Annotated in this window: 19 protein-coding genes; 16 read left to right on the top strand and 3 right to left on the bottom strand. The window is 50.9% G+C overall.

Annotation, left to right across the window (positions count from 1 at the left end):
- Positions 1-16: 16 nt before the first annotated feature.
- The 11 genes from yihA (at position 17) to hemB (ending at position 11,257) form a co-directional block, all read left to right on the top strand.
- Complete coding sequence (yihA, locus tag AC1DWB_RS20595; protein ID WP_477542975.1) at positions 17-631, top strand: ribosome biogenesis GTP-binding protein YihA/YsxC; 615 nt, start codon at positions 17-19, stop codon at positions 629-631.
- Between the two features lie 294 nt (positions 632-925).
- Positions 926-1,513, top strand: coding sequence for a non-ribosomal peptide synthetase module (locus AC1DWB_RS20590; protein ID WP_477542974.1), 588 nt, complete (start codon positions 926-928; stop codon positions 1,511-1,513).
- A 239-nt stretch (positions 1,514-1,752) separates the two neighbouring features.
- The gene (locus tag AC1DWB_RS20585) at positions 1,753-2,319 is read left to right on the top strand and encodes a double zinc ribbon domain-containing protein (RefSeq protein WP_477542973.1); all 567 of its coding nucleotides are present in this window, start codon (positions 1,753-1,755) and stop codon (positions 2,317-2,319) included.
- Between the two features lie 339 nt (positions 2,320-2,658).
- Positions 2,659-3,060, top strand: coding sequence for an adenosylmethionine decarboxylase (speD, locus tag AC1DWB_RS20580; protein WP_477542972.1), 402 nt, complete (start codon positions 2,659-2,661; stop codon positions 3,058-3,060).
- A gap of 189 nt (positions 3,061-3,249) precedes the next feature.
- Positions 3,250-3,792 (top strand): S-adenosylmethionine decarboxylase, encoded by a 543-nt coding sequence (locus tag AC1DWB_RS20575; RefSeq protein WP_477542971.1) that lies wholly within the window; start codon positions 3,250-3,252, stop codon positions 3,790-3,792.
- Positions 3,793-4,045: 253 nt separating this feature from the next.
- Positions 4,046-5,470 (top strand): glutamyl-tRNA reductase, encoded by a 1,425-nt coding sequence (hemA, locus tag AC1DWB_RS20570; protein WP_477542970.1) that lies wholly within the window; start codon positions 4,046-4,048, stop codon positions 5,468-5,470.
- Between the two features lie 31 nt (positions 5,471-5,501).
- Positions 5,502-6,332, top strand: coding sequence for a cytochrome C assembly family protein (locus AC1DWB_RS20565; RefSeq protein ID WP_477542969.1), 831 nt, complete (start codon positions 5,502-5,504; stop codon positions 6,330-6,332).
- Positions 6,333-6,338: 6 nt separating this feature from the next.
- Positions 6,339-7,139 (top strand): precorrin-2 dehydrogenase/sirohydrochlorin ferrochelatase family protein, encoded by an 801-nt coding sequence (locus AC1DWB_RS20560; protein ID WP_477542968.1) that lies wholly within the window; start codon positions 6,339-6,341, stop codon positions 7,137-7,139.
- Between the two features lie 585 nt (positions 7,140-7,724).
- On the top strand, positions 7,725-8,681 hold the full coding sequence (gene hemC / locus AC1DWB_RS20555; RefSeq protein WP_477542967.1) for a hydroxymethylbilane synthase: 957 nt from the start codon (positions 7,725-7,727) through the stop codon (positions 8,679-8,681).
- 8 nt (positions 8,682-8,689) lie between these two features.
- Complete coding sequence (gene cobA, locus AC1DWB_RS20550; RefSeq protein ID WP_477542966.1) at positions 8,690-10,225, top strand: uroporphyrinogen-III C-methyltransferase; 1,536 nt, start codon at positions 8,690-8,692, stop codon at positions 10,223-10,225.
- A gap of 27 nt (positions 10,226-10,252) precedes the next feature.
- Positions 10,253-11,257, top strand: a complete 1,005-nt coding sequence (hemB, locus tag AC1DWB_RS20545) for a porphobilinogen synthase (protein ID WP_477542965.1) — start codon at positions 10,253-10,255, stop codon at positions 11,255-11,257.
- A gap of 97 nt (positions 11,258-11,354) precedes the next feature.
- Here hemB and AC1DWB_RS20540 read toward each other — a convergent pair whose 3' ends face one another.
- Positions 11,355-11,513, bottom strand: coding sequence for a hypothetical protein (locus tag AC1DWB_RS20540; protein ID WP_477542964.1), 159 nt, complete (start codon positions 11,511-11,513; stop codon positions 11,355-11,357).
- Positions 11,514-11,761: 248 nt separating this feature from the next.
- Here AC1DWB_RS20540 and hemE point away from each other — a divergent pair, with 248 nt between their 5' ends.
- The 3 genes from hemE to hemG are packed head-to-tail and all read left to right on the top strand — an operon-like array spanning position 11,762 to position 15,250.
- Positions 11,762-12,844 carry a uroporphyrinogen decarboxylase gene (gene hemE / locus AC1DWB_RS20535; protein WP_477542963.1) on the top strand — a complete coding sequence of 361 codons (1,083 nt, stop codon included), beginning with the start codon at positions 11,762-11,764 and terminating at the stop codon, positions 12,842-12,844.
- A 2-nt stretch (positions 12,845-12,846) separates the two neighbouring features.
- Positions 12,847-13,773, top strand: a complete 927-nt coding sequence (hemH, locus tag AC1DWB_RS20530; RefSeq protein WP_477542962.1) for a ferrochelatase — start codon at positions 12,847-12,849, stop codon at positions 13,771-13,773.
- Between the two features lie 28 nt (positions 13,774-13,801).
- Positions 13,802-15,250 carry a protoporphyrinogen oxidase gene (gene hemG, locus AC1DWB_RS20525; protein WP_477542961.1) on the top strand — a complete coding sequence of 483 codons (1,449 nt, stop codon included), beginning with the start codon at positions 13,802-13,804 and terminating at the stop codon, positions 15,248-15,250.
- Between the two features lie 171 nt (positions 15,251-15,421).
- Here hemG and AC1DWB_RS20520 read toward each other — a convergent pair whose 3' ends face one another.
- On the bottom strand, positions 15,422-16,090 hold the full coding sequence (locus tag AC1DWB_RS20520; protein WP_477542960.1) for a Crp/Fnr family transcriptional regulator: 669 nt from the start codon (positions 16,088-16,090) through the stop codon (positions 15,422-15,424).
- Between the two features lie 91 nt (positions 16,091-16,181).
- Between AC1DWB_RS20520 and hemL the strand changes: the two genes are divergently transcribed.
- Complete coding sequence (hemL, locus tag AC1DWB_RS20515; protein WP_477542959.1) at positions 16,182-17,483, top strand: glutamate-1-semialdehyde 2,1-aminomutase; 1,302 nt, start codon at positions 16,182-16,184, stop codon at positions 17,481-17,483.
- A 69-nt stretch (positions 17,484-17,552) separates the two neighbouring features.
- Here hemL and AC1DWB_RS20510 read toward each other — a convergent pair whose 3' ends face one another.
- Positions 17,553-19,196, bottom strand: coding sequence for a phosphodiester glycosidase family protein (locus tag AC1DWB_RS20510; protein WP_477542958.1), 1,644 nt, complete (start codon positions 19,194-19,196; stop codon positions 17,553-17,555).
- 270 nt (positions 19,197-19,466) lie between these two features.
- Between AC1DWB_RS20510 and AC1DWB_RS20505 the strand changes: the two genes are divergently transcribed.
- Entirely contained in the window at positions 19,467-20,342 is an 876-nt protein-coding gene (locus tag AC1DWB_RS20505; protein ID WP_477542957.1) for an RluA family pseudouridine synthase, read from the top strand.
- Positions 20,343-20,382: the final 40 nt, after the last annotated feature.

Genomic DNA, 20,382 nt, shown 5'->3' with positions numbered 1-20,382 from the left:
GGGAGGGGACACCGGAATGAAAGTTAATCTGGCGGAGTTTATTATCAGCGCGGTTGGGCCCGATCAATATCCAGAGGACGGACTGCCAGAGATTGCTCTGGTAGGCCGATCCAATGTGGGCAAATCGTCACTCATTAACAAGATGATCTCGCGCAAAAATCTGGCCCGGACGAGCTCGCAACCGGGTAAGACACAAACGTTGAATTTTTATCGTATCGAATCGAAGCTCTATTTCGTCGACTTGCCAGGTTATGGTTACGCCAAGGTGTCGAAGACGAAGCGGGAAGAATGGGGCCGGTTTATTGAGCGGTATTTGACAGAGAGAGATCGGCTGCAGCTTATTATTCAAATTATTGATTTGCGTCACCCGCCATCATCAGACGATCAGGCCATGTATGAGTGGCTTGTGCATAATGATTTGCCGGTATGTGTAGTAGCGACCAAGGCGGACAAGATCCCGAAGGGGAAATGGCAGAAGCATCTCAAGATCGTGAAAGAAACACTCCAGATGCGCCAACAGGACACGATCGTGATGTTCTCTTCGGAGCTGGGTTTAGGCAAGGACGAATTGTGGCAAGTAATCGAACAAGCAGCTGGTCTGCATCAAGAAAGCTCTTCTAGCGTAGACTAGAGGAGCTGTTTTTTACCCTACAAAGTGAAGGGAAGCTTCGTAGCGTATGCCGATTACTGACTTACAAAGTTAAAGAAAACTGCATGAATATGCAAGGGAAACAGGGAAGATACGTGATTTTCCCGGCACTTCTCGCGAAAGACTGCCGATTTTTCTGAATTTTGATTGTTTTCAGCGAAAAGTTAGCAGGAATATTCCTGAACGATATAGTATAATAAATTAAAGTAAGGAAAAAAATCAGTTCTCTAACAGGGGAATTGATCTGGGTTTTAAAAAAAGAATCGAGGGATTTTTATGGCTCAGCGGTTAGCGACGGAATATGTCAAAACCTGCTTGCATTTAACGGAAGCCGAAATGTCTAGTTTTCTGGATTTGCTTACAATGAATCAAGTCAATCCTCGGGTCAAAGTTACCGAAAATGGCAGTCAGGAGGTCGCGTTCCAAGACGACGCAGGCGAAGAGATTTGTTTGTCCTTCGAGTGGAAAAGCGGATATTACGTATGTGAGGGATCGTGCCGGGTAAGTAATCCGAAGCTGGCTAATCTGATGCGTAAGGCTGTTGCAGAGTTCAAGGGAGATGCGATTGTCAACCGGATTTATCCATCCTATACGATGAATTATATTTACAAGCGTGGCTCAGTTGTGCAAATTATGGAGATCACTCCGGATCGTAAGAAGCTGGTGTTCGAGTACAAAGACACATTAGGGCTATTAGAGCGGATGTTCCATCAGAAGCGAGTCGAATTCGAAATCTCAGACGTCCTGGATCAAATTAACAGGCTGCTGGATGAGCGAATTGCTGCTGAACTATCAGGTGAAGTCCAACTTATTGACGATCAGTTGAAGTCGTTGACGCATAAATTATTCGTACTGGAAGCATAAGGAACAAGGCAGACGTAAGAAGGGTCGAGTGATCGGCCCTTTTTACATGTTGTAAGGATCCGGGGTCCCCGCAAAGGGGCTTCGCCATGGAATAACTTCGAAGCCTCACGTCACTTCGTGGGGTTACTTGAGCATAGATGAAAATATATTCATTTGCCTAACTGCCACAAAAGGCGCACATCATCCGTATTATATACAGGTGATACAGAAGCATATACTTCGACGTGGAGGGTACTCACATGAGCTTCTTTCAGAAAATAAAAGACGGAGCCGCCAAAGCGGCGGACAAAGCGCAGCGGACTGTGGAAACGACCAAGCTATCTGCGCAAATTTCGCGTAAACGGAAAGATATGAAAGATAATTTCACGGAAATCGGCTCGGCGGTATATCAAGCTTACCAGACCGGGAATTTGTCATTAGCGGAACCTGAGATTGCAAGATTGTCGCAGGAAAATGCTGCGATCGAATTGGCGATAGCCGATCTTCATTCGAAGATCAGCCAGTTAAACGACGAGAGAATGTGTCTGTGCGGTCATTCTACGGGGGGCGATGCGATTTATTGTCCATCCTGCGGTCGGAAACTGGAAATCGAGCTGCCAATCACACCAGAGGCCGCGGTGGCGATGGAAGCGGAGTTCATCGATGACGATCTTGACGCTGGRGCTCCTCAGGAGGAAACGCCGGTTTACGAAGGCATTGAAGTAGCTCGTTGTATCAAATGTCGGGAAGAGTTGCACCCAGAGGAGCACATATGCCCGCATTGTGGGGTTATACAAGCCGTTCCAGGGAATGATCAGCATACGTGAGTAACATTTCTTTGGATAGGGTTCTGGGGGCTGGAAGAGGGCTTGGAGCATCTCAGTGGCAATTCAAGATATTGTGGGGATATACGCACCAGTTGATCAGTACCGACATACGTTGTGTACTGGAGTGAGTTTTACCCCGGTATTTCATTCCTTTACAAAAAAAACTATTGCATTTCTGGGCTAGAGATGTTATTTTTATTCTCGTTGAAAACAATATAGGAACCAGGATTCACTCAGGACATGTAATGTTGCGAGAGATTATTCCCTCGGGAAGTGAATGACGTAGGTCCTAGCGGATGAAATCCAACAATTTTATTCCTAGGAAGGGGGAACCGGAAGATGGAATATTCTACTTTCGGAAGACACGTTGCTGTTGATACTTGGGGAGCCGATTTTGACAAGCTTAACAGCGCAGAATGGCTACAAGCTCAAATGGTAGAAGCTGCTGAGGTATGCGGAGCGACGGTATTATCTGTTCAATCCAAGCAGTTCGAGCCGCAAGGCGCAACGGTTTTGGTATTGCTGTCGGAGAGTCACATCTCGATTCACACGTATCCTGAGAAAGGATTCGCGGCATTGGATTGTTATACTTGCGGTGAGACCGTAGACCCGCAGGCTGCAATCGATTATCTCGTTTCCGTCCTGAAGCCTGAACGGACATATGCCAAGAAGTTAATTCGCGGTATTGGCGAAATGACTGTTGAAACTCCTGTGATGCAACAGGCAGTTTTGGTGAAATAACAACGGAACGATAAACGAGCGTGAAAGCTATTAAATAGGTTGTGAGCGAATGGCCATGGAGAAATCCGTGGTCATTTGTTTCGTGTTCGTCCCATACAAATACATGGAAGCCTTGCATTTGTTGCACAAATGCTTGGGCATATGCTTTCGAAGTGCATTTGTTGCACAAATGCTTGAGGAGGACCAAGTATGGGACACTCGATGAAGAGAATTGTTCGTAAGGGGATTGGTTGGCTCGTAGTGGCCGCATTGATCTATTGGCCCGTCTATCAGATTGTACACAGCTGGGGACAATCGGATGAGAAATACGACTCGACCAAGCTGCTATATCAAGTAGCCCAGTTCCAGATAGAGCTCTTGTACAGCTCGATGGCGGAAGTAGGGAAGATGAAGCAGACGGATGAGCTGAATGAGCTTCGGCTAGCGGTGTATTCCGCCAACTTCACACACGAACGGCTTGTTCTTGCTATTGGGGAATCGAAGCTATCCTCCCTTCGGTCGCTGCCAGAGCTGCTGCAGGTGCTGCAGCGGTTCCAGATTAGCGGAGAGCGGGCCTTGAAGCCGGACGAGGCTGATACATTGAACAAAGCAGGAGCCTTGTTCAAGACGATGTATGACAGCTACAGCAAGCTATTAACCTCGAGTGGTAAAGTACTTGGTTCTGCCAACGACAAGCTTCATAAGGCCGATGAGGAGCTGTATGCGATGCTGCATAAGAAGCTGCTGCCCTGAACGATTCCGTATATGTATTTCCAAGTTCGAACATACTATTGGAAGCGCAGAAACGGTTCATAATTTATTCATACTTTCAAGGGACGACCCATGTCGAACTATGTTATACTATACCCCATAAAGCATTCCCCACAAAGGATTCCCCACAAAGTGAAGCGAGGCTCCGTAGCTTAATCCATGGCGAAGCCCCTTTATGGGGGCCCCGGACAAGGCAATAGGATAAGTACTTTTTGGAAAGGCAGGTGAGTAACGAATGCACATGATCGTTGTCGGGTTGAATTATCGGACAGCCCCCGTCGAGATTAGGGAGAAGTTTGCTTTTTCGGAACAAGAGCTTCCGGCTGCCTTGCAGCAGTTGAAGGACACGAAGAGCATCCTTGAATGTGTGATCGTGAGCACTTGCAATCGGACGGAAATATATGCGGTTGTCGACCGTCTCTATATGTGTGGATACTACATTCGCAGCTACTTGGAGCGGTGGTTCGGCATTCCACGTGAATATATGAAAGATTACTTGTACATGTATGAGGATCGGCCTGTTATCGAGCATTTGTTCAAGGTGACTAGCGGGTTGGATTCGATGGTAATCGGCGAAACGCAAATATTAGGACAAGTACGTGATGCCTTTCTCAAAGCTCAAAACGAGAAGGCGACGGGGACCTTGTTCAATATGCTGTTCAAGCAAGCCGTGACACTCGCCAAGCGCGCGCATTCGGAGACGGCCATTGGGGAGAACCCTGTATCGGTCAGTTACGCCGCAGTTGAGCTAGGGAAGCGGATATTCGGAAATTTCAAGAAGAAGACCGTGATGATTATCGGAGCGGGCAAGATGAGTGAATTGACACTCAAGCATTTGGCTGGTCAAGGCGCGGATCGGGTGCTGGTCGTGAACCGGACGATGTCCAAAGCCGAAGAACTAGCCGGCAAGATGAATGGTATTGCTGTGCCGATGGATCGGATGCTTGATGAACTTCGCCACGTGGACGTTGTTATTAGCTCGACCGGCTCATCTGAATATGTGCTGGTCAGCCAGCAAATTCAGCGGGTCATGAGTACACGCAAGTCTCGCCCCTTGTTCATGATTGATATTGCCGTACCACGTGATCTTGACCCGAATATTACAAAAGTATCGAATGTGTACTTGTACGATATCGACGATCTGGAGCTAATCGTGGAGACGAACATGAACGAAAGACGTAAGGAAGCTACGAAGATTGAGTCCATGGTAGCGGAAGAAATCTCTGCGTTCGAGCAATGGTTCAAGCTGCTTGGGGTAGGTCCGGTCATTCAAGCTTTACAGGAAAAGGCCAATGCGATTCACGAGGAAACGATGGACAATTTGCTGCTCAAGCTGACTGATCTGGACGAGAGGGAAGCGAAGCTGATCCGCAAACTGACGAAGAGTATGATGAATCAGATGATGCGTGATCCGATCCTGCGTATTAAAGAGCTTGCTGGGGGACGGAACGGAGAGCAGGCATTGAATGTGTTCACGGATCTGTTCGCACTGGAAACTGAGGTCAAGGAAGTAGCGGCGAAGACTGAAAAGGCGAAGCAGCTCGATCGGAAATCGGCAGAAACAGCCAAAGAAGAAGGACTGTATGCCGTCGGTGGCAAACTGCAAGAACGAGCGCCGATGCTAACTTTAGCCACGGGCGAAATGCTTGCCGGCTCCTAAGGGGCCGGTCATAGGAAGCAGGTAGCTAGCGATGGTTGCGAATACATGGATGTACGATGCCATACTTTATTTATATGCCCTGAGCCTGTTGTTTTTCTTCTCCGCCGCCGTAGGGCCTAAACGGAGTGCGAAACTAATGGGGACAGGGCTGCTTGCTGTAGTATGGCTTATGCAAACGCTCTTTTTGGGATACCGCATGTACGTGTTGAATTACGTGCCTATGCTGACTTTATTCGAAACATTATTTCTCGTTGTATGGTTACTTGTGTCGGTCTCCTTGGTAATGAGTTGGCTGATGCGGGTCGACATGATCATATTCCTAGTGAATGTGGCCGGATTCGCGATACTGGCTGTGAATGTGTTCAGCGATCCGGCCGTCTCAGCAGGCAGCCTACGAGGGGAAGCGCAAGATCATTTGCTATTCATTCATATTACTCTAGCGATTAGCAGTTACGTTGCTTTTTTGTTCAGCGCGATATTTTCCTTGATGTATCTATACATGCATCGGCAGCTTAAAGGGAAGATTTGGTCGAGGTTGTGGACCCAATTCCCGAGTCTGGATACGATAGAGGATTACACATTCCGTTCGGTATTGATCGGGACCCCGCTTTTGATATTATCCTTAGTGCTTGGGATGGTAAAGATAGGGTTGGAAGGCAACAACCACTATTTGATCGATCCGAAAGTGTTCAGCACATTGATTATTATGTTGGCTTATGTGTTCTATCTCGTCCAACGAGCGACGGGCAATCACCCCGGTTATAAGTTGGCTCGTTGGAACTTGACGGCATTCGCGCTTGTCGTCTTGAATTATGTAGGTTTGAATTTTTTATCGCATTTTCATCAATGGATTTGGATGTGATAGAAGATGAGTAAACCTCCGATGCTCCCTATGTTCGTGCGAATGTCTGGTAAAAAGTGCCTTGTAGTAGGAGGCGGTCCCGTGGCGGAACGGAAAATCGCGGTTCTGCTGGAAGCTGGCGCAGTTGTGACAGTCGTCAGTCCGTCATGTACGGAACGAATCCGCGGTTGGCAATCTGCTAGTAAGTTGAAGTTGGAGCAGATCGAAGACGGAAAGTTAAGCACATCCGAAGCTATTAAGGTGAACGATTGGGAGTGTTCGGCTAGGAATAGTGAGAAGGTTCACAGCTTGAACAAGGCCGGAGTCTTGAGCGTGCTGGAGCGGGAATACGAATCAGGGGACGGCGACGGTGCTCTTCTGATCGTGGCCGCGACTAATCGACCCGATGTGAACAAGCGCGTGGTGGACGACGCAAAAGCACGCGGGCAGCTTGTTAATGCGGTGCAATCGCCTGAGCTTGGCACCGTCGCCCTACCCGCCGTATTGCGGCGGGGGAAGCTGGTCGTGGCTGTGTCCACGACAGGGGCAAGCCCTGCGGCAGCCGGTGCGATACGCGACCGTATCGATGCGCTGTTGGGCGATGAGGCGGAACGGCTGCTCGACTTCCTCGAACGCTTCCGCCAGGAAGCCAAGGCACGGGTGTCCGACGCAGCACGGCGCAGCGAGTTGCTGAAGCAGGCGTTACACGGAGATGTGTTCGGGCTCATGCAGGCAGGCAGCTGGGACGCCTATGAGGCGGACATGCTGCGACTGCTGAACGAAGCGGTCGCGGCTAGTGCAGACGCTGATGCTGGGGCGGGAGAATAGGTTGCAAGCTGGAGCGTAGAAGGTACGGCTTGGTAGTTGTTGCTGGAGTAGTTGACTAGCCCAGGTTAGTAGTAGCAGAAGCAGTAGCAGAAGCAGAAGCAGAAGCAGAAGCAGAAGCAGAAGCAGAAGCAGAAGCAGAAGCAGAAGCAGAAGCAGTAGCAGTAGCAGTAGCAGTAGCAGTAGTGAAGGCGAGAGTTGGCAGTAGTGACTAAAGCAGGGGCAAGAGTCGCCAGCAGAAGCAAGAAGCAGGAACAGGAGCAACGATTGCCGAGCTTGCAGATCGGGCAGCCATATTTGTTATAGTGATTTGCCAGTAGTCGGCCGACACTTGGTCTAACTTAGTTAATTAAACGCAAAATAGCGGAACTCAGTTCCTCTATTTCACAATTAAACGAGCAAATAACTCAAATAGCGGAACTCAGTTCCTCTATTTGAGGAAAAGAGCGAAAAATGTAGTTGAAATGTGCGAATAGCGGAACTCAGTTCCTCTATTTCACAATTAGACGAGCAAACAACTCAAATAGCGGAACTCAGTTCCTCTATTTGACGAATAGAGCTGGAGTAGTTGACACTGGAGGGGAACATATGAGGAAGATCATCGTGGGGACGCGCCAGAGTGCGCTCGCGCTTACACAGACGGGGCAAGTGATCGAGCAATTGAAGCAAGCGGCAGAACGGCACGGCATCGCATGCGAGTTCGAGGTGAAGAAAATTGTCACCAAGGGTGATCGCATTCTGGATGTGACGTTATCCAAGGTAGGCGGTAAAGGCTTGTTCGTCAAGGAGATCGAGCAGGCGCTGCTAGACGGCGAGATCGACATGGCCGTTCACAGCATGAAGGACATGCCGTGGGAACGTGCAGAGGGCCTAACCATCGGCGCGACGCCGGAGCGCGTCGACCCTCGGGACTGCCTCGTCACCCGAGGCGGCGTCCCGCTCTCCGAGCTTCCGCTTGGCGCGAAGCTCGGCACGAGCAGTCTGCGCCGGGCGGCGCAGATGAAGGCATATCGACCCGATCTCGTGATCGAGTCGATACGGGGCAACATCGATTCGCGGCTGCGCAAGCTCGAAACCGAAGGCTTCGATGCGATCATGCTGGCCGCCGCCGGTCTTCACCGGATGGGCTGGGCCGAGCGCATCGATGAATACGTGCCGACCGACGTCTGCATCCCGGCCGTCGCCCAAGGCGCCCTCGGCATCGAATGCCGCGAGGGCGACACGTTCATGATCGATCTGCTGCGCACGATCGATCACGGCCCTACGGCGCTCGCTGTGCGAGCCGAGCGCCGATTCTTGGGGCGCCTGAACGGGGGATGCCAGATCCCCCTGGGCGCCTACGCGGTCGTGCGCGAGCCGGAAGGCGACCGCGCGCAGACAGGGTCACCGAGTATCGAGGTGACCGGGATGGTCGGCTCCCCCGATGGGCGGGAGCTGTTGAAAGAGTACGTGCAGGGCAGCGACCCGGACTTGCTGGGTGATCAGTTGGCGGACAAGCTGCTAGCACTCGGAGCGGAACGGATATTGGCTGAACTGAGAGGATGAAGGCTGCCATGCAACGGGGAAAAGTGTATTTGGTCGGAGCCGGTCCCGGAGATCCGAAGCTTATTACAGTAAGAGGCTTGGAAGTGATCGAACGTGCGGACGCGGTCGTATACGACCGATTGGCGAATCCGCGGCTGCTCCGTCACATGAAAGCAGGGGCCGAGAAAATATTCGTAGGGAAGTTACCGGACAAGCACATCCTAAAACAGGGAGAAATCAATCAGTTGCTCGTAGATTTGGCATTACAGGGCAAAGTGGTAGCGCGTCTGAAGGGTGGAGACCCAAGCGTGTTCGGAAGAGTCGGGGAAGAAGCAGAATTGCTTGCCCAGCATGAGGTCCCGTTCGAGATTATTCCGGGTATTACATCGGCTATCGCGGTTCCGGCCTATGCAGGGATTCCGGTCACTCACCGAGATTTCACTTCATCATTCGCCATCATTACGGGTCATGAATACCCGAACAAAACATATTCCAATGTGCATTGGGAGAACCTGGCAACAGGTGTCGGGACGTTGGTCTTCCTGATGGGTGTGGCTAACATCGAGTCGATCTGTGAACGGCTGATCCACTTCGGCAGGAAGCCGGAAACGCCAACCGCTGTCATTCGGATGGGGACGTGGATGGAGCAGACCACTCTAGTGGGTACACTTGAGACGATAGCAGATATGGTGAAGGAAGCTTCGCTGCAATCCCCTGCTATTATTATCGTAGGCGATGTGGTCCAGATGCGGGAGAAGATCGCATGGTTCGAGAAACGGCCGTTGTTCGGCAAGCGGGTGCTAGTAACGCGTGCCCGCGACCAAGCAAGCGAGCTTGTACAAAGCATTGAAGAGCTAGGTGGAGAAGCGATCGAATTCCCGGTTATTCGTTGCCAGCCTACGAGTCGTTCCGAAGCGGTACTTGCCTTGGATAAGGCGTTAGCATCGTTATCGGAGTTTGACTGGGTCGTATTCACAAGCGTGAACGGTGTGGACTTCTTCTTCCGGCGGCTGATGGAGACAGGTAAAGACATCCGCAGTCTCCATAAGGCTACCTTGGCCGCTGTCGGACCCAAGACGCAAGAGGCGCTGCGCCAGCGTGGATTGACGACGATCCCGCTTCCGGCGGATTTTCAAGCAGAAGGACTAAGTGACGCGCTTGAGCCACATGTCAGAGTGGGGCAGAACGTATTGATCCCTTCCGGGGACTTAGCACGGGACGTACTGCCTAAGCGACTGACGGAGATGGGACTGCAGGTCACGAAAGTCGATGTTTACGAAACGGTGCTTTCCACCGAGTTCGGCGAAGAAGCGCTAGAATTACTGAAGGTTGGCGATATCCACGCGGTGACTTTCACTAGTTCGTCTACGGTGACGAATCTCCTAGCTGCCCTTAGACAACTCGGCGAGGAGCAGCCGGAAGCACTCCTTAACAACATAGAAATATACTGTATCGGTCCGGTAACCGCTAAGACCGCTGAGGAGGCAGGGCTGACCGTTCATCGCATAGCCGAGCAAGCTACCGTTGCCTCGATGGTGGAAGCCCTGCAGCAGCCCCAATTATGAACTATAACCGACAAGGAGGGAATACCAATGAGCTTTCCGATTGTACGCAATCGCAGACTGCGCGGCAGTGCGGCAATGCGCAATCTTGTTCGTGAAACCCAACTCACGGTAAATGATTTGATATATCCTATATTCGTAACGGAAGGGTCCGGCGTTCGCGAGCAGATTGCTTCTATGCCCGGCGTATATCACTTATCGATGGATCAGCTGGAAGCGGAGATTCGAGATGTGCAATCATTAGGGATTCAATCCATTCTGCTATTCGGTGTTCCGGATCATAAAGACGAGATCGGATCGGAAGCGTACGGCAATCATTCAATCGTACAAAAAGCGACGCGTGCTATCAAACAGTGGGCGCCAGAGTTGTTAATTGTAGCCGACACCTGCTTGTGTCAGTTCACAAGTCATGGTCATTGTGGAGTTGTGAAGCATGATGAGCGTACGAATCGTTCAGAAGTAGACAATGATCTATCTCTGGAGTTGTTGGTGAAAACAGCGGTATCCCAAGCCGAAGCCGGCGCCGATATTATCGCCCCTTCGAATATGATGGATGGTTACGTGCATGCGATTCGGGCAGGGTTGGACGAGTCGGGGTATGAGAACGTTCCAATCATGGCGTATTCGGTGAAATATGCCTCTGCTTTCTATGGTCCATTTCGGGACGCGGCTCACTCCACACCGCAATTCGGCGACCGCAAGACATATCAGATGGACCCGGCAAATGCCCGCGAAGCGATCCGGGAAGCTGAATCGGATGTACGTGAGGGAGCTGATATGCTCATGGTGAAGCCGGCGCTTGCCTACATGGATATTATTCGACAATTGAAGGAACAGTTCGATCTTCCAGTCGTAGCCTATAATGTCAGTGCCGAGTATTCCATGATCAAGGCAGCTGCAGCGCAGGGCTGGATCAATGAGCGTGCGATTGTGCTGGAGACATTGATCGGATTCAAGCGAGCGGGGGCGGATATCATTATTACGTACCATGCCAAGGACGCTGCGCGGTGGCTGTTAGAGGCTGCGAGAGGCTAATTAATAATAAAGCCGGTACTTTTATTGAGCAGAAGAGCGTCCGCAGACGACTATGCACAAGACAGTACCGGCTTTATATTTGGACCCAGATGCAGGCTTAATGTTGAGTCATCATCCACGCGCATACCCCCACTACCAGCACAATTCCAAAAAACAAGTAACTGAACATTCGTACCGGCTTGGGCAGAATAGACATCTGCGGTTTCATCATATCATCCTCCTCTTTCTCCTCATTTGTGTGCTGGTTGTTGGTCAAGATCATCACCCTCCATGAAGTCATGTATGCGCTTTCTTTATGATTATACGTTACTAGCTATGCATAAGTTGCACTACTTACAATATTTGCCGACGCGTTCGTAGGATACCCGGAACATTGTCATGATTTTGTCGGATGTTGCCCTTTGGTATTGGTTGTTACACTAGTAGATTTCGGGCATAATGAGAGGAGATAAGGTAGTCTGCTATTGAAAAACCCGCACAGGTACAGGAAAGAGGAGAATGTTCATGAGCTTTAATGATACTTTTATCCGCGCCTGCCGCAAGCAGGATGTTGACCATTTGCCAGTATGGTATATGCGTCAAGCAGGGCGCTATGATCCCGATTATAGGAAAATTAAAGAAAAATATACATTGCTGGAGATTTGCCAACAGCCCGAGTTGGCAGCTGAGATTACAATGCAGCCCGTTCACAAACTGGGCGTAGATGCAGCGATCTTGTATTCGGATATAATGAACCCAGTCGCTTCCATCGGGATCGATTTTGACATTGTGAAAAATATTGGCCCCGTCATTCATAACCCGGTCCGATCCGCAGCCGATGTGGAAGCTCTTCGCCCGATTGATGTAGATGGGGATTTGTCGCATGTCATCGAAACGATCCGTATTCTCGACCGGCAACTGACGATCCCGCTCATTACGTTCGCAGGTGCTCCGTTCACGATTGCCAGCTATCTGATCGAGGGCAAGCCATCCAAGAGCTACATACGTACCAAAGAGATGATGTACAGCGCACCGGACGTATGGTTCGCCTTAATGGATAAGCTGGGCGATATGGTCATCACCTATTTGAAGGCACACATTGCGGCTGGTGCAAAAGCCGTGCAAGTATTCGACAGCTGGGTTGGTTCATTGGCTCCACGTGACTTTCATAAGTATGTACTGCCGACAATTCAGCGCATATTCGAAGAGTTGTCCTCCTACGAGCAACCGAAAATTTACTTTCCTGGGGTCAGCTCAGGCGAACTGCTGCCTACGATCACGGACTGCGAGTTGAAGGCGGATGTTATCGGATTGGACTGGAGAGTACCTATTCCGGAAGGACGCAAAAGGTTGAACAATCGGTATGCGGTCCAAGGCAATCTGGACCCTTATGTGCTGACAGCTCCGATGAGCGTCATCGAGGAGCACGCCCGTGCGATTATTGACGAAGGCATTCAACAGCCTGGCTACATTTTCAATCTGGGTCATGGGTTGTTCCCGGAAGCGTCGCTGGACAAGTTGAAGGAATTGACCGCATTCGTCCACCGGTATTCGGCGGAAGCGATTCACAGCCGGAGAGCAGCAGCGCTCGTGAAGGAAGGAAGATAACCATGTCGAATCGAACGATCGGCGTTTTGGTGATGTCATATGGAACGCCGGAGAGCATGGATCAGATTGAAGCTTACTATACACACATTCGACGCGGACATGCTCCTTCTGCTGAGCAGCTCAAGGGGTTAACCGGCCGGTATGAAGCCATTGTGGGCGGATTTTTCCCGCTTCGCGAGAATACGAACAGGCAGGTGGCCGCGCTGGAAGAGACGCTTAACCGCGAATATACAGACGTCACCTTCAAATGCTATCAGGGCTTGAAGCACGCGGCGCCGTATATCGAGGACGGGGTTCGCCGGATGGTCGAAGACGGGATTCAAGAAGCGATTGGTGTCGTCTTGGCCCCCCATTACTCCGTGATGAGCGTTGGCGGCTACATCAAGCGTGCGCAAGAAGCGGCCGAGCCTCTCTCATTAGATATGCAGTTTGTACGTAGCTATCATCTGCATCCGAAGCTGATTCAGGCACTGACCGAGCGGGTTAAGAGTGCCTTGCAGCGATTTGATGCGGACGTTCGGAACCAAGTGAGAGTCATCTTCTCAGCGCACAGTCTTCCCGCCAAGATTCTCGAAATGAACGATCCATATCCTGAGCAGATGCTGGAAACGTCGCGTGCTATTGCCGGAGCTGTGGGCATCGAGAATTGGCAGTTCGCTTGGCAAAGTGCAGGTCAGACGGCGATGCCGTGGCTCGGTCCGGACATTCTGGACGTGCTCGAGACTATTCATAAGGAAGAGAATGTGAAGCATGTCCTGATGTGTCCGATTGGATTCGTATCGGATCATCTGGAAGTGTTGTACGACATTGATATTGAATGTCAGAAGCGAGCACGAGAGCTTGGCATGCAGTTGGAACGAACAGAATCGCTGAATACAGATCCTATGTACATGCAGACGCTGAGCGATGTTATTGGGGCGCTGCTATAGTAATAAAGTGAAAGAAGGGTGGTCACCGATGGACAATCCGCGCCAGAAGATCGTTATCGTCGGGGGCGGTATTACCGGCTTGAGCACGGCTTTTTATGTGAAACGCTATTTGTACGAGGCGGGTCTCACGTGTGACGTGCAACTGTTGGAGAAGAGCGGCCGCCTTGGCGGTAAGATCGAGACGCTTCACCGAGACGGCTTCGTCATCGAGAAAGGTCCAGATTCGTTTCTCGCTCGCAAGCTACCAATCGTCGATCTATCGCGTGAGTTAGGTCTGGAAGACGAGTTGACTGGTACGAATCCGAATCCGAAGATGAAGAAAACCTATATCCTGCATCAAGGCAAGCTTCACCGTATGCCTCAGGGTCTTGTGCTTGGCATTCCGACTGAATGGTCACCCTTCTTGAAGACCGGACTCATCTCACCAGCTGGTAAAGCCAGAGCTGCACTAGACTTGCTTCTGCCGAAACGAACCGATTCATCGGACGAGTCGCTGGGGCATTTCCTGGAACGCAGACTGGGACGAGAAGTGTTGGAGAATATTGCGGAACCATTACTCGCCGGCATCTATGCAGGAGATACGTTCAAGCTGAGCCTTAGTGCGACGTTCCCGCAGTTCCGTGCTGTAGAGCAGAAGAAGCGCAGTCTCATTCTCGGAATGATAGCGAGCCGCAAGGAAGGTCAAGCGCTGCCAGGGCTGCCCGTAGCCGCCAAGAACAGCATGTTCCTGACTTACAAGAATGGGTTATCAACCCTTGTGGAACGGTTGACGGAACAACTTGCTGATCATGTTGTTATGGGGCACGGTGTTCAGTCTATATGGCGCAAGCCGGATGGCGGCAAGGGCTACTTGCTTGAGTTGGATGGTAACGGAGGGATGATGGAAGCAGATTCGGTCGTTCTGACCACCCCTGCGCCTGCTACTGGACGACTTCTGGCGGAACTGGAATTGTCGGAAGCGGAGCATCTGACTAGTCTGAAGTATGTATCGGTTGCGAATGTGATTATGGCATTTAACGCGAAGGACATTACCCGTCCCTTGGATGGAACTGGATTCGTCATTCCGCGCAAGGAAGGTACTACGATTACAGCTTGCACTTGGACATCGTCCAAATGGCTGCATTCGGCACCGGAAGGTAAGATTCTGCTTCGCTGTTATGTAGGACGGGCTGGGGCAGAGGAGTGGGTGAACTGGTCGGATGCCGAGCTCCTCAGTAAGGTGATGGCGGATTTGCGTCGCCTCCATGGTATTGAAGCGGAGCCCCTGTTCAGCGAGATCACGCGACTTCCACATTCCATGCCGCAATATCCAGTCGGTCATCTGGACGCTCTAAGTCGGCTGCGCGAACGAATGGCGATCGAGTTGCCTGGCGTATATGTGGCCGGGGCTGCTTTCGAGGGGGTAGGCTTGCCGGACTGCATCCGTCAAGGGCGAGATGTGGCTAAGCAAGTTGTCGATCAATTACGCAGGCGGTAGAGCTCTCTCAGTTTGCAACAATCCGCGGGCGGCTGCTCGCGGATTGTTGTTAAGTGGCTGTATAGTTAAGTACGAACATCTAAGGTGGGTGTGATGGAACCTGGTAGTGTTGGATGTTGCCGGATGCTGGAATCTTGACTGGAATGTTACGTGGAACTCGACTACAATGTACTAGGACGGCTGTCTTAATCGATCGAGATGCAGGGAGAAATCATTAGTCCCCAAGGTTACAATCTGCATGTCCGTTAGATCCCGCATCACTTGCATAAGCACGTTCTTCTGCACGCCAGCCATCTGTGAGATTTCATCATAGTTCAAGGCGAGCCGTACGACGATCGTGTTGCCGTTGCGCATTCCGTTCTTGTTGGCCAGCATGATCAGATTCTTGATCACCCGGGAGCGAGCATCGAGGAACGTCAGATCATATACATGCTGATTCGTATCCCGGAGACGCTGACCGAGCTCCTGCATGATCCCGAGCGCGATCTCGAAATTGTTGCGCATCAGATCCATGAAGCTATCCGCTGCTAGTGCGATTAGAATCGTATCTTCCATGGTCTGTGCCGTGGCAGAACGCGGTTTGCCGTCGATGAGCGACAACTCACCGAAACTATCGCCTTCCTTGAACAGGCTCAGCATCTTTTCTTCACCGGCGTTATTGGACGTGAATATTTTGACCGATCCCATGAAGACCACGTAGAATATCGACCCTGGTTCTTTTTCTCTGAACAATATCGTTCCCGATCTGACGGGCTTCTTGCTGCATATTGAAGAAATTAACTTCAACTGGGAATCGTTTAATTTGGCGAAAAGTGGAACTTTACGTAGGAAATCAATCATTCCGGCACCCTCGTTAGGTATAATGGACTACCACCATATCTTATCATAAATAATAGCAAACTTAAATAAAAGACAGGGTGTGAACTGAAAAATGGACTTAACCAAAAAACGCGTGGACGTCAAATCAAAAGCCGCTTTCGAACAAGCCAAGCAAGTCATTCCTGGTGGAGTGAACAGCCCAGTACGTGCTTTCAAATCAGTTGGCTTGACTCCGGCTTACATCGAACGTGGTGAAGGCTCACGTATTTATGACATTGACGGTAATTCCTTCATCGACTATGTAGGCTCCTGGGGACCGCTTATTATGGGGCACGCCCATCCTGAAGTAATCGAGGCTATTAAGAAAACGGCGGAGCGCGGTACTAGCTTCGGAGCGCCAACCTTGATCGAAACGGAGATGGCCCAACTCGTATGCAAGCGAGTACCGTCTATCGAAGTGGTGCGGATGGTGAACTCGGGTACGGAAGCGACGATGAGCGCACTCCGGCTTGCTCGAGGTTATACGGGACGGAACAAAATTCTCAAGTTCGAAGGGTGTTATCATGGCCATGCGGATTCCCTGCTTATTAAGGCGGGATCAGGTGTAGCAACACTCGGTTTGCCGGACAGCCCAGGTGTTCCAGACGGGGTTGCAGTCAATACGATCACGGTTCCGTACAATGATCTGGAGTCCGTCAAGCTGGCCTTCAGCAAATTCGGTGAAGAGATCGCCGCGATTATTGTGGAACCGATAGCCGGCAACATGGGTGTCGTTCCACCGCTTCCTGGATTCCTGGAGGGGTTAAGGGAAGTAACGACGCAGTACGGCACCGTCCTCATCTTCGATGAGGTCATGACGGGCTTCCGCGTCGGCTATCACTGCGCCCAGGGACGCTTCGGCATTACGCCCGATCTGACTTGCCTCGGCAAGGTCATCGGTGGCGGATTGCCGGTCGGCGCCTATGGCGGCAAGCGGGAGATCATGGAGCGGATGGCTCCGAGCGGCCCGATTTATCAGGCCGGGACGCTCTCGGGCAATCCGCTTGCCATGATCGCAGGACTTACGACGCTGCAGCTGCTTGCTCAGCCTGGCGTCTATGAAGAGCTCGAGCGCAAGTCTGCGCGGCTCGAGCAAGGCTTCGCGTCGAACGCGAAGGACCTCGGTATCGCCAGCACGATTAATCGCATCGGCTCGATGGTATGTCCGTTCTTCACGGATACGAAAGTTATCAATTACGAGACGGCGAAGACGTCCGATCTTAACCGATTTGGCCGATACTTCGGGCATATGCTCGATCTTGGTGTGAGCATCGCACCGTCGCAATATGAGGGGATGTTCGTATCCGCTGTTCATAGCGATGAAGACATTGAGACAACGATTGAGGCGCAATACGAAGCGTTGAAGCGTTTGTAGAAAATACGTTGAACTGCAAAAAAACGGGCTGCCTGATTCGATCAGGCAGCCCGTTTTTTGTTATGTAGCTTAGTTCGTCTTCACTGGTGTTGGTGTTGCAGCTGGAGTTGCGCTGTTCCCGGTTGTACCTGATTGGCTAGTAGCCCCTCCACCAGTTGGTCCTGGACTACTAGTACTTGTTGGTGTTGACTTTGGTGTTGTTGTCGGTGTAGGTGATTGGCTTGCACCGGTGCCCGGGGTACTTGATGTACCCGGAGTAGGTACAGGCGTTGTAGTACCGCCCGTTCCTCCGGTTCCTGTATTGCCGTTCGATCCTGTTCCGCCGGATGGGGTCGGGGTAGGCTTAGGCGTGGTCGTGCCTGTTGCGCCGCCGCTTCCCGTACCGCCAGTACCAGGAACACTTCCTGTTCCACCAGTGCCTGTCCCTGGACCGTTACCTGTCCCGGTTGATCCTCCTCCGGTTGCTCCGTTATTGCCAGACGTTCCACCGGTCGGCTTATCGGTTGGTTTCGGAGTCGGGTCCGGAGATTTGGTAGGCTCCGGCGTTGGAGTCGCAGTAGGTTTAGGTGGATTTTGCAATCCTTTACGCTTCAACTCTTCTTGTTCCTTCAAGAAATCTGGATGGTCGAACGCGCCGCCAGCATTAATCTTCTTTAATCCGTCCCACACGCGGTCTGCCTTGTAGTCATCCGGGTTATCGTACACGAGCAATCCGGAAGGCAAGCGTCGTTCACCATAGCGGCTCGATGGCTTCGTAACGACTTCGTTATTCACCACAAGTTCGGTAGACGCACCGCCGTCCATCATACCAGCGTTGATGGCGCCTTCCTTCAGCAGGAGATCTTGCACTTCCTTCAGTGTAGCACCTACGCTGCTCGTCGATCTCCCGTCGATGGCGACGAAGATGATCGTTCCGTCCGCCTTTTGTGCGACAGCAGTTCGTGGAGCCCGTCCCCAGCCACCGTCACCTTGTGTAATTTGCGGATTGCCATTTGCGATTAGCCGTGGAGCCAGGAAGGATACAGCTTCCTTCGCATTCATCCTACGTAACTCGTTCAAACTGTATTTGCCTACTAGTAGAGTTCCTTCTTCCGTAAATCCGACAATGTGCTGAGGATCGTCATCGTCAGTATCCGTATATATCGGTTGATAGTCGGACATAATCATTCCGATAGGGGCAAATCCGTTGCCTAATCCATCAGGATCAATAAATCCGCCGCCATTGATTCCTGCAACGGCTCCAGTACGTTGAGTCATCGAGCTGATCCGCTCACCTTCACCTACAGTATGAGGCGTCACGACGCGAATGGACGTAGGATCATAGACATAAATCATTTTGCCTTTCCAGAATTGACCGGAAATATCTTTCACTTCGCTAATTAATTCTTCAGCTGAACGTTTCTTACGACTTTCGTGATCGATCAGTCCCAAGTTTTGTTTCTCATTAGCAGAGGTTTCTGTGAATTCATGAGACTTATTTACCATATAATCCCGTTTCTCTGCACCTACAAATATCCATGCCCAATCCCGATGCTGAGTCGATATAACGGTTTCAGCCAAAAACTCCCGGATCGATAACCCTTTCGGAGTTAGATACAAAAAACTCGATGTGAGAAATATAAGAAAAGAAAATAGCAATAACCCTTTTTTCAACCAACTCCAGGAGCCTACCCATTTTCTAGTGTGAACAATCATTTGCGCGGCCGTACTCAATGATCTTCTCTCCTTTCAGAATCCATTCCTCATCATATCATAGATTGTTTTCTTTTTGGGGACATTTTTTGTTACACTAATGGGGAGATGTTTAGCAAGCATGCTGGCGGAAAGTAGGATAAATGAATACATGAAAAGTTACTACTTCTTCGGATTTTCACTAGAGTTGATCGGGATCATAGGTTTATTCGGGTTACTTCTGCTCATCATAATCTGGCTTGCAGCTAGACGTACCGCTTCTTCGTCCGATCAAGGAAGGAAGCGCCGGCCATGAGAACGTATGAACGCAAACACGAGTGGATGGAAGTTCGACTCCCCTTAGACGACAAGCAAGAGCTAGATGTTTCACACTATGCGGCACATATACTCCATCTGTCTGATAAAGAGATCGCTAAGTTGCTTTCGTCAGGCGGATTGGAGCTCAAGGGTGGTCGTCTCCGGGTTCGTTTGTTCCCTAGTGAGACGGCTTCTTTTGTTGCGGAATGGGCGGATCTGAACGTCTTGTATGAGGACGATTTCTGTATGGTAGTATCCAAACCCGCAGGGATGGCCGTTCATCCGACAGAACCCGGCGGGCGGGGGACGCTGGCGAATGCGGTCGCCTCGTATTACGAAGCCACTGGTCAACAAGTGCTGGTCAGACATATTCATCGGTTAGATATTGACACGACTGGACCGGTCTTATATGCCAAGAATGCATATGCGCAGATCAGACTGGACGAGGCCATGCGCGTGAAAGCGATTCATAGAACGTATGTGGCAGTTGTGAAGGGGCGAGTCGCTGTGGAGCAAGGAACCTTATCACAGCCAATTGGCAAAGACCGCCATCATCCTGCCAGAAGACGAGTGTCCCCTGGAGGAGAACTTGCCGTTACACACTTCGAGGTCATTCACCGGTATGCGCAAGCGACACTGCTTCGAGTTCGATTGGAAACAGGACGCACCCATCAAATTCGCGTTCATATGAGCTATATGGGACACCCCCTGCTGGGAGATTCGTTATATGGAGGACCTGTTGACCAGTTGGACCGACAGGCGCTGCATGGAGAGTCCTTGCAATTTCCTCACCCTTTTTCACGGGAAATGATAGAAGCAGCCTGCCCACTCCCAGTAGATTTTCAAAGTTTACTGGAAAATTTAAAATAGTGTCATTCTCTCCCCCCTTCGTCCATATAATTTTATAGAA

This window comes from Paenibacillus sp. P4_E11 (assembly GCF_056401635.1).
Note: the sequence above shows the minus strand (reverse complement) of the source record. Positions and strands in the feature narration are given on the sequence as shown.

Bases quoted from the DNA above. Each gene is read 5' to 3' on its own strand.
- yihA (WP_477542975.1), top strand. From the start codon at position 17: ATGAAAGTTAATCTGGCGGAGTTTATTATCAGCGCGGTTGGGCCCGAT.
- AC1DWB_RS20590 (WP_477542974.1), top strand. From the start codon at position 926: ATGGCTCAGCGGTTAGCGACGGAATATGTCAAAACCTGCTTGCATTTA.
- speD (WP_477542972.1), top strand. From the start codon at position 2,659: ATGGAATATTCTACTTTCGGAAGACACGTTGCTGTTGATACTTGGGGA.
- AC1DWB_RS20575 (WP_477542971.1), top strand. From the start codon at position 3,250: ATGGGACACTCGATGAAGAGAATTGTTCGTAAGGGGATTGGTTGGCTC.
- hemA (WP_477542970.1), top strand. From the start codon at position 4,046: ATGCACATGATCGTTGTCGGGTTGAATTATCGGACAGCCCCCGTCGAG.
- AC1DWB_RS20565 (WP_477542969.1), top strand. From the start codon at position 5,502: ATGGTTGCGAATACATGGATGTACGATGCCATACTTTATTTATATGCC.
- AC1DWB_RS20560 (WP_477542968.1), top strand. From the start codon at position 6,339: ATGAGTAAACCTCCGATGCTCCCTATGTTCGTGCGAATGTCTGGTAAA.
- hemC (WP_477542967.1), top strand. From the start codon at position 7,725: ATGAGGAAGATCATCGTGGGGACGCGCCAGAGTGCGCTCGCGCTTACA.
- cobA (WP_477542966.1), top strand. From the start codon at position 8,690: ATGCAACGGGGAAAAGTGTATTTGGTCGGAGCCGGTCCCGGAGATCCG.
- hemB (WP_477542965.1), top strand. From the start codon at position 10,253: ATGAGCTTTCCGATTGTACGCAATCGCAGACTGCGCGGCAGTGCGGCA.
- hemE (WP_477542963.1), top strand. From the start codon at position 11,762: ATGAGCTTTAATGATACTTTTATCCGCGCCTGCCGCAAGCAGGATGTT.
- hemH (WP_477542962.1), top strand. From the start codon at position 12,847: ATGTCGAATCGAACGATCGGCGTTTTGGTGATGTCATATGGAACGCCG.
- hemG (WP_477542961.1), top strand. From the start codon at position 13,802: ATGGACAATCCGCGCCAGAAGATCGTTATCGTCGGGGGCGGTATTACC.
- AC1DWB_RS20520 (WP_477542960.1), bottom strand. From the start codon at position 16,090: ATGATTGATTTCCTACGTAAAGTTCCACTTTTCGCCAAATTAAACGAT.
- hemL (WP_477542959.1), top strand. From the start codon at position 16,182: ATGGACTTAACCAAAAAACGCGTGGACGTCAAATCAAAAGCCGCTTTC.
- AC1DWB_RS20505 (WP_477542957.1), top strand. From the start codon at position 19,467: ATGAGAACGTATGAACGCAAACACGAGTGGATGGAAGTTCGACTCCCC.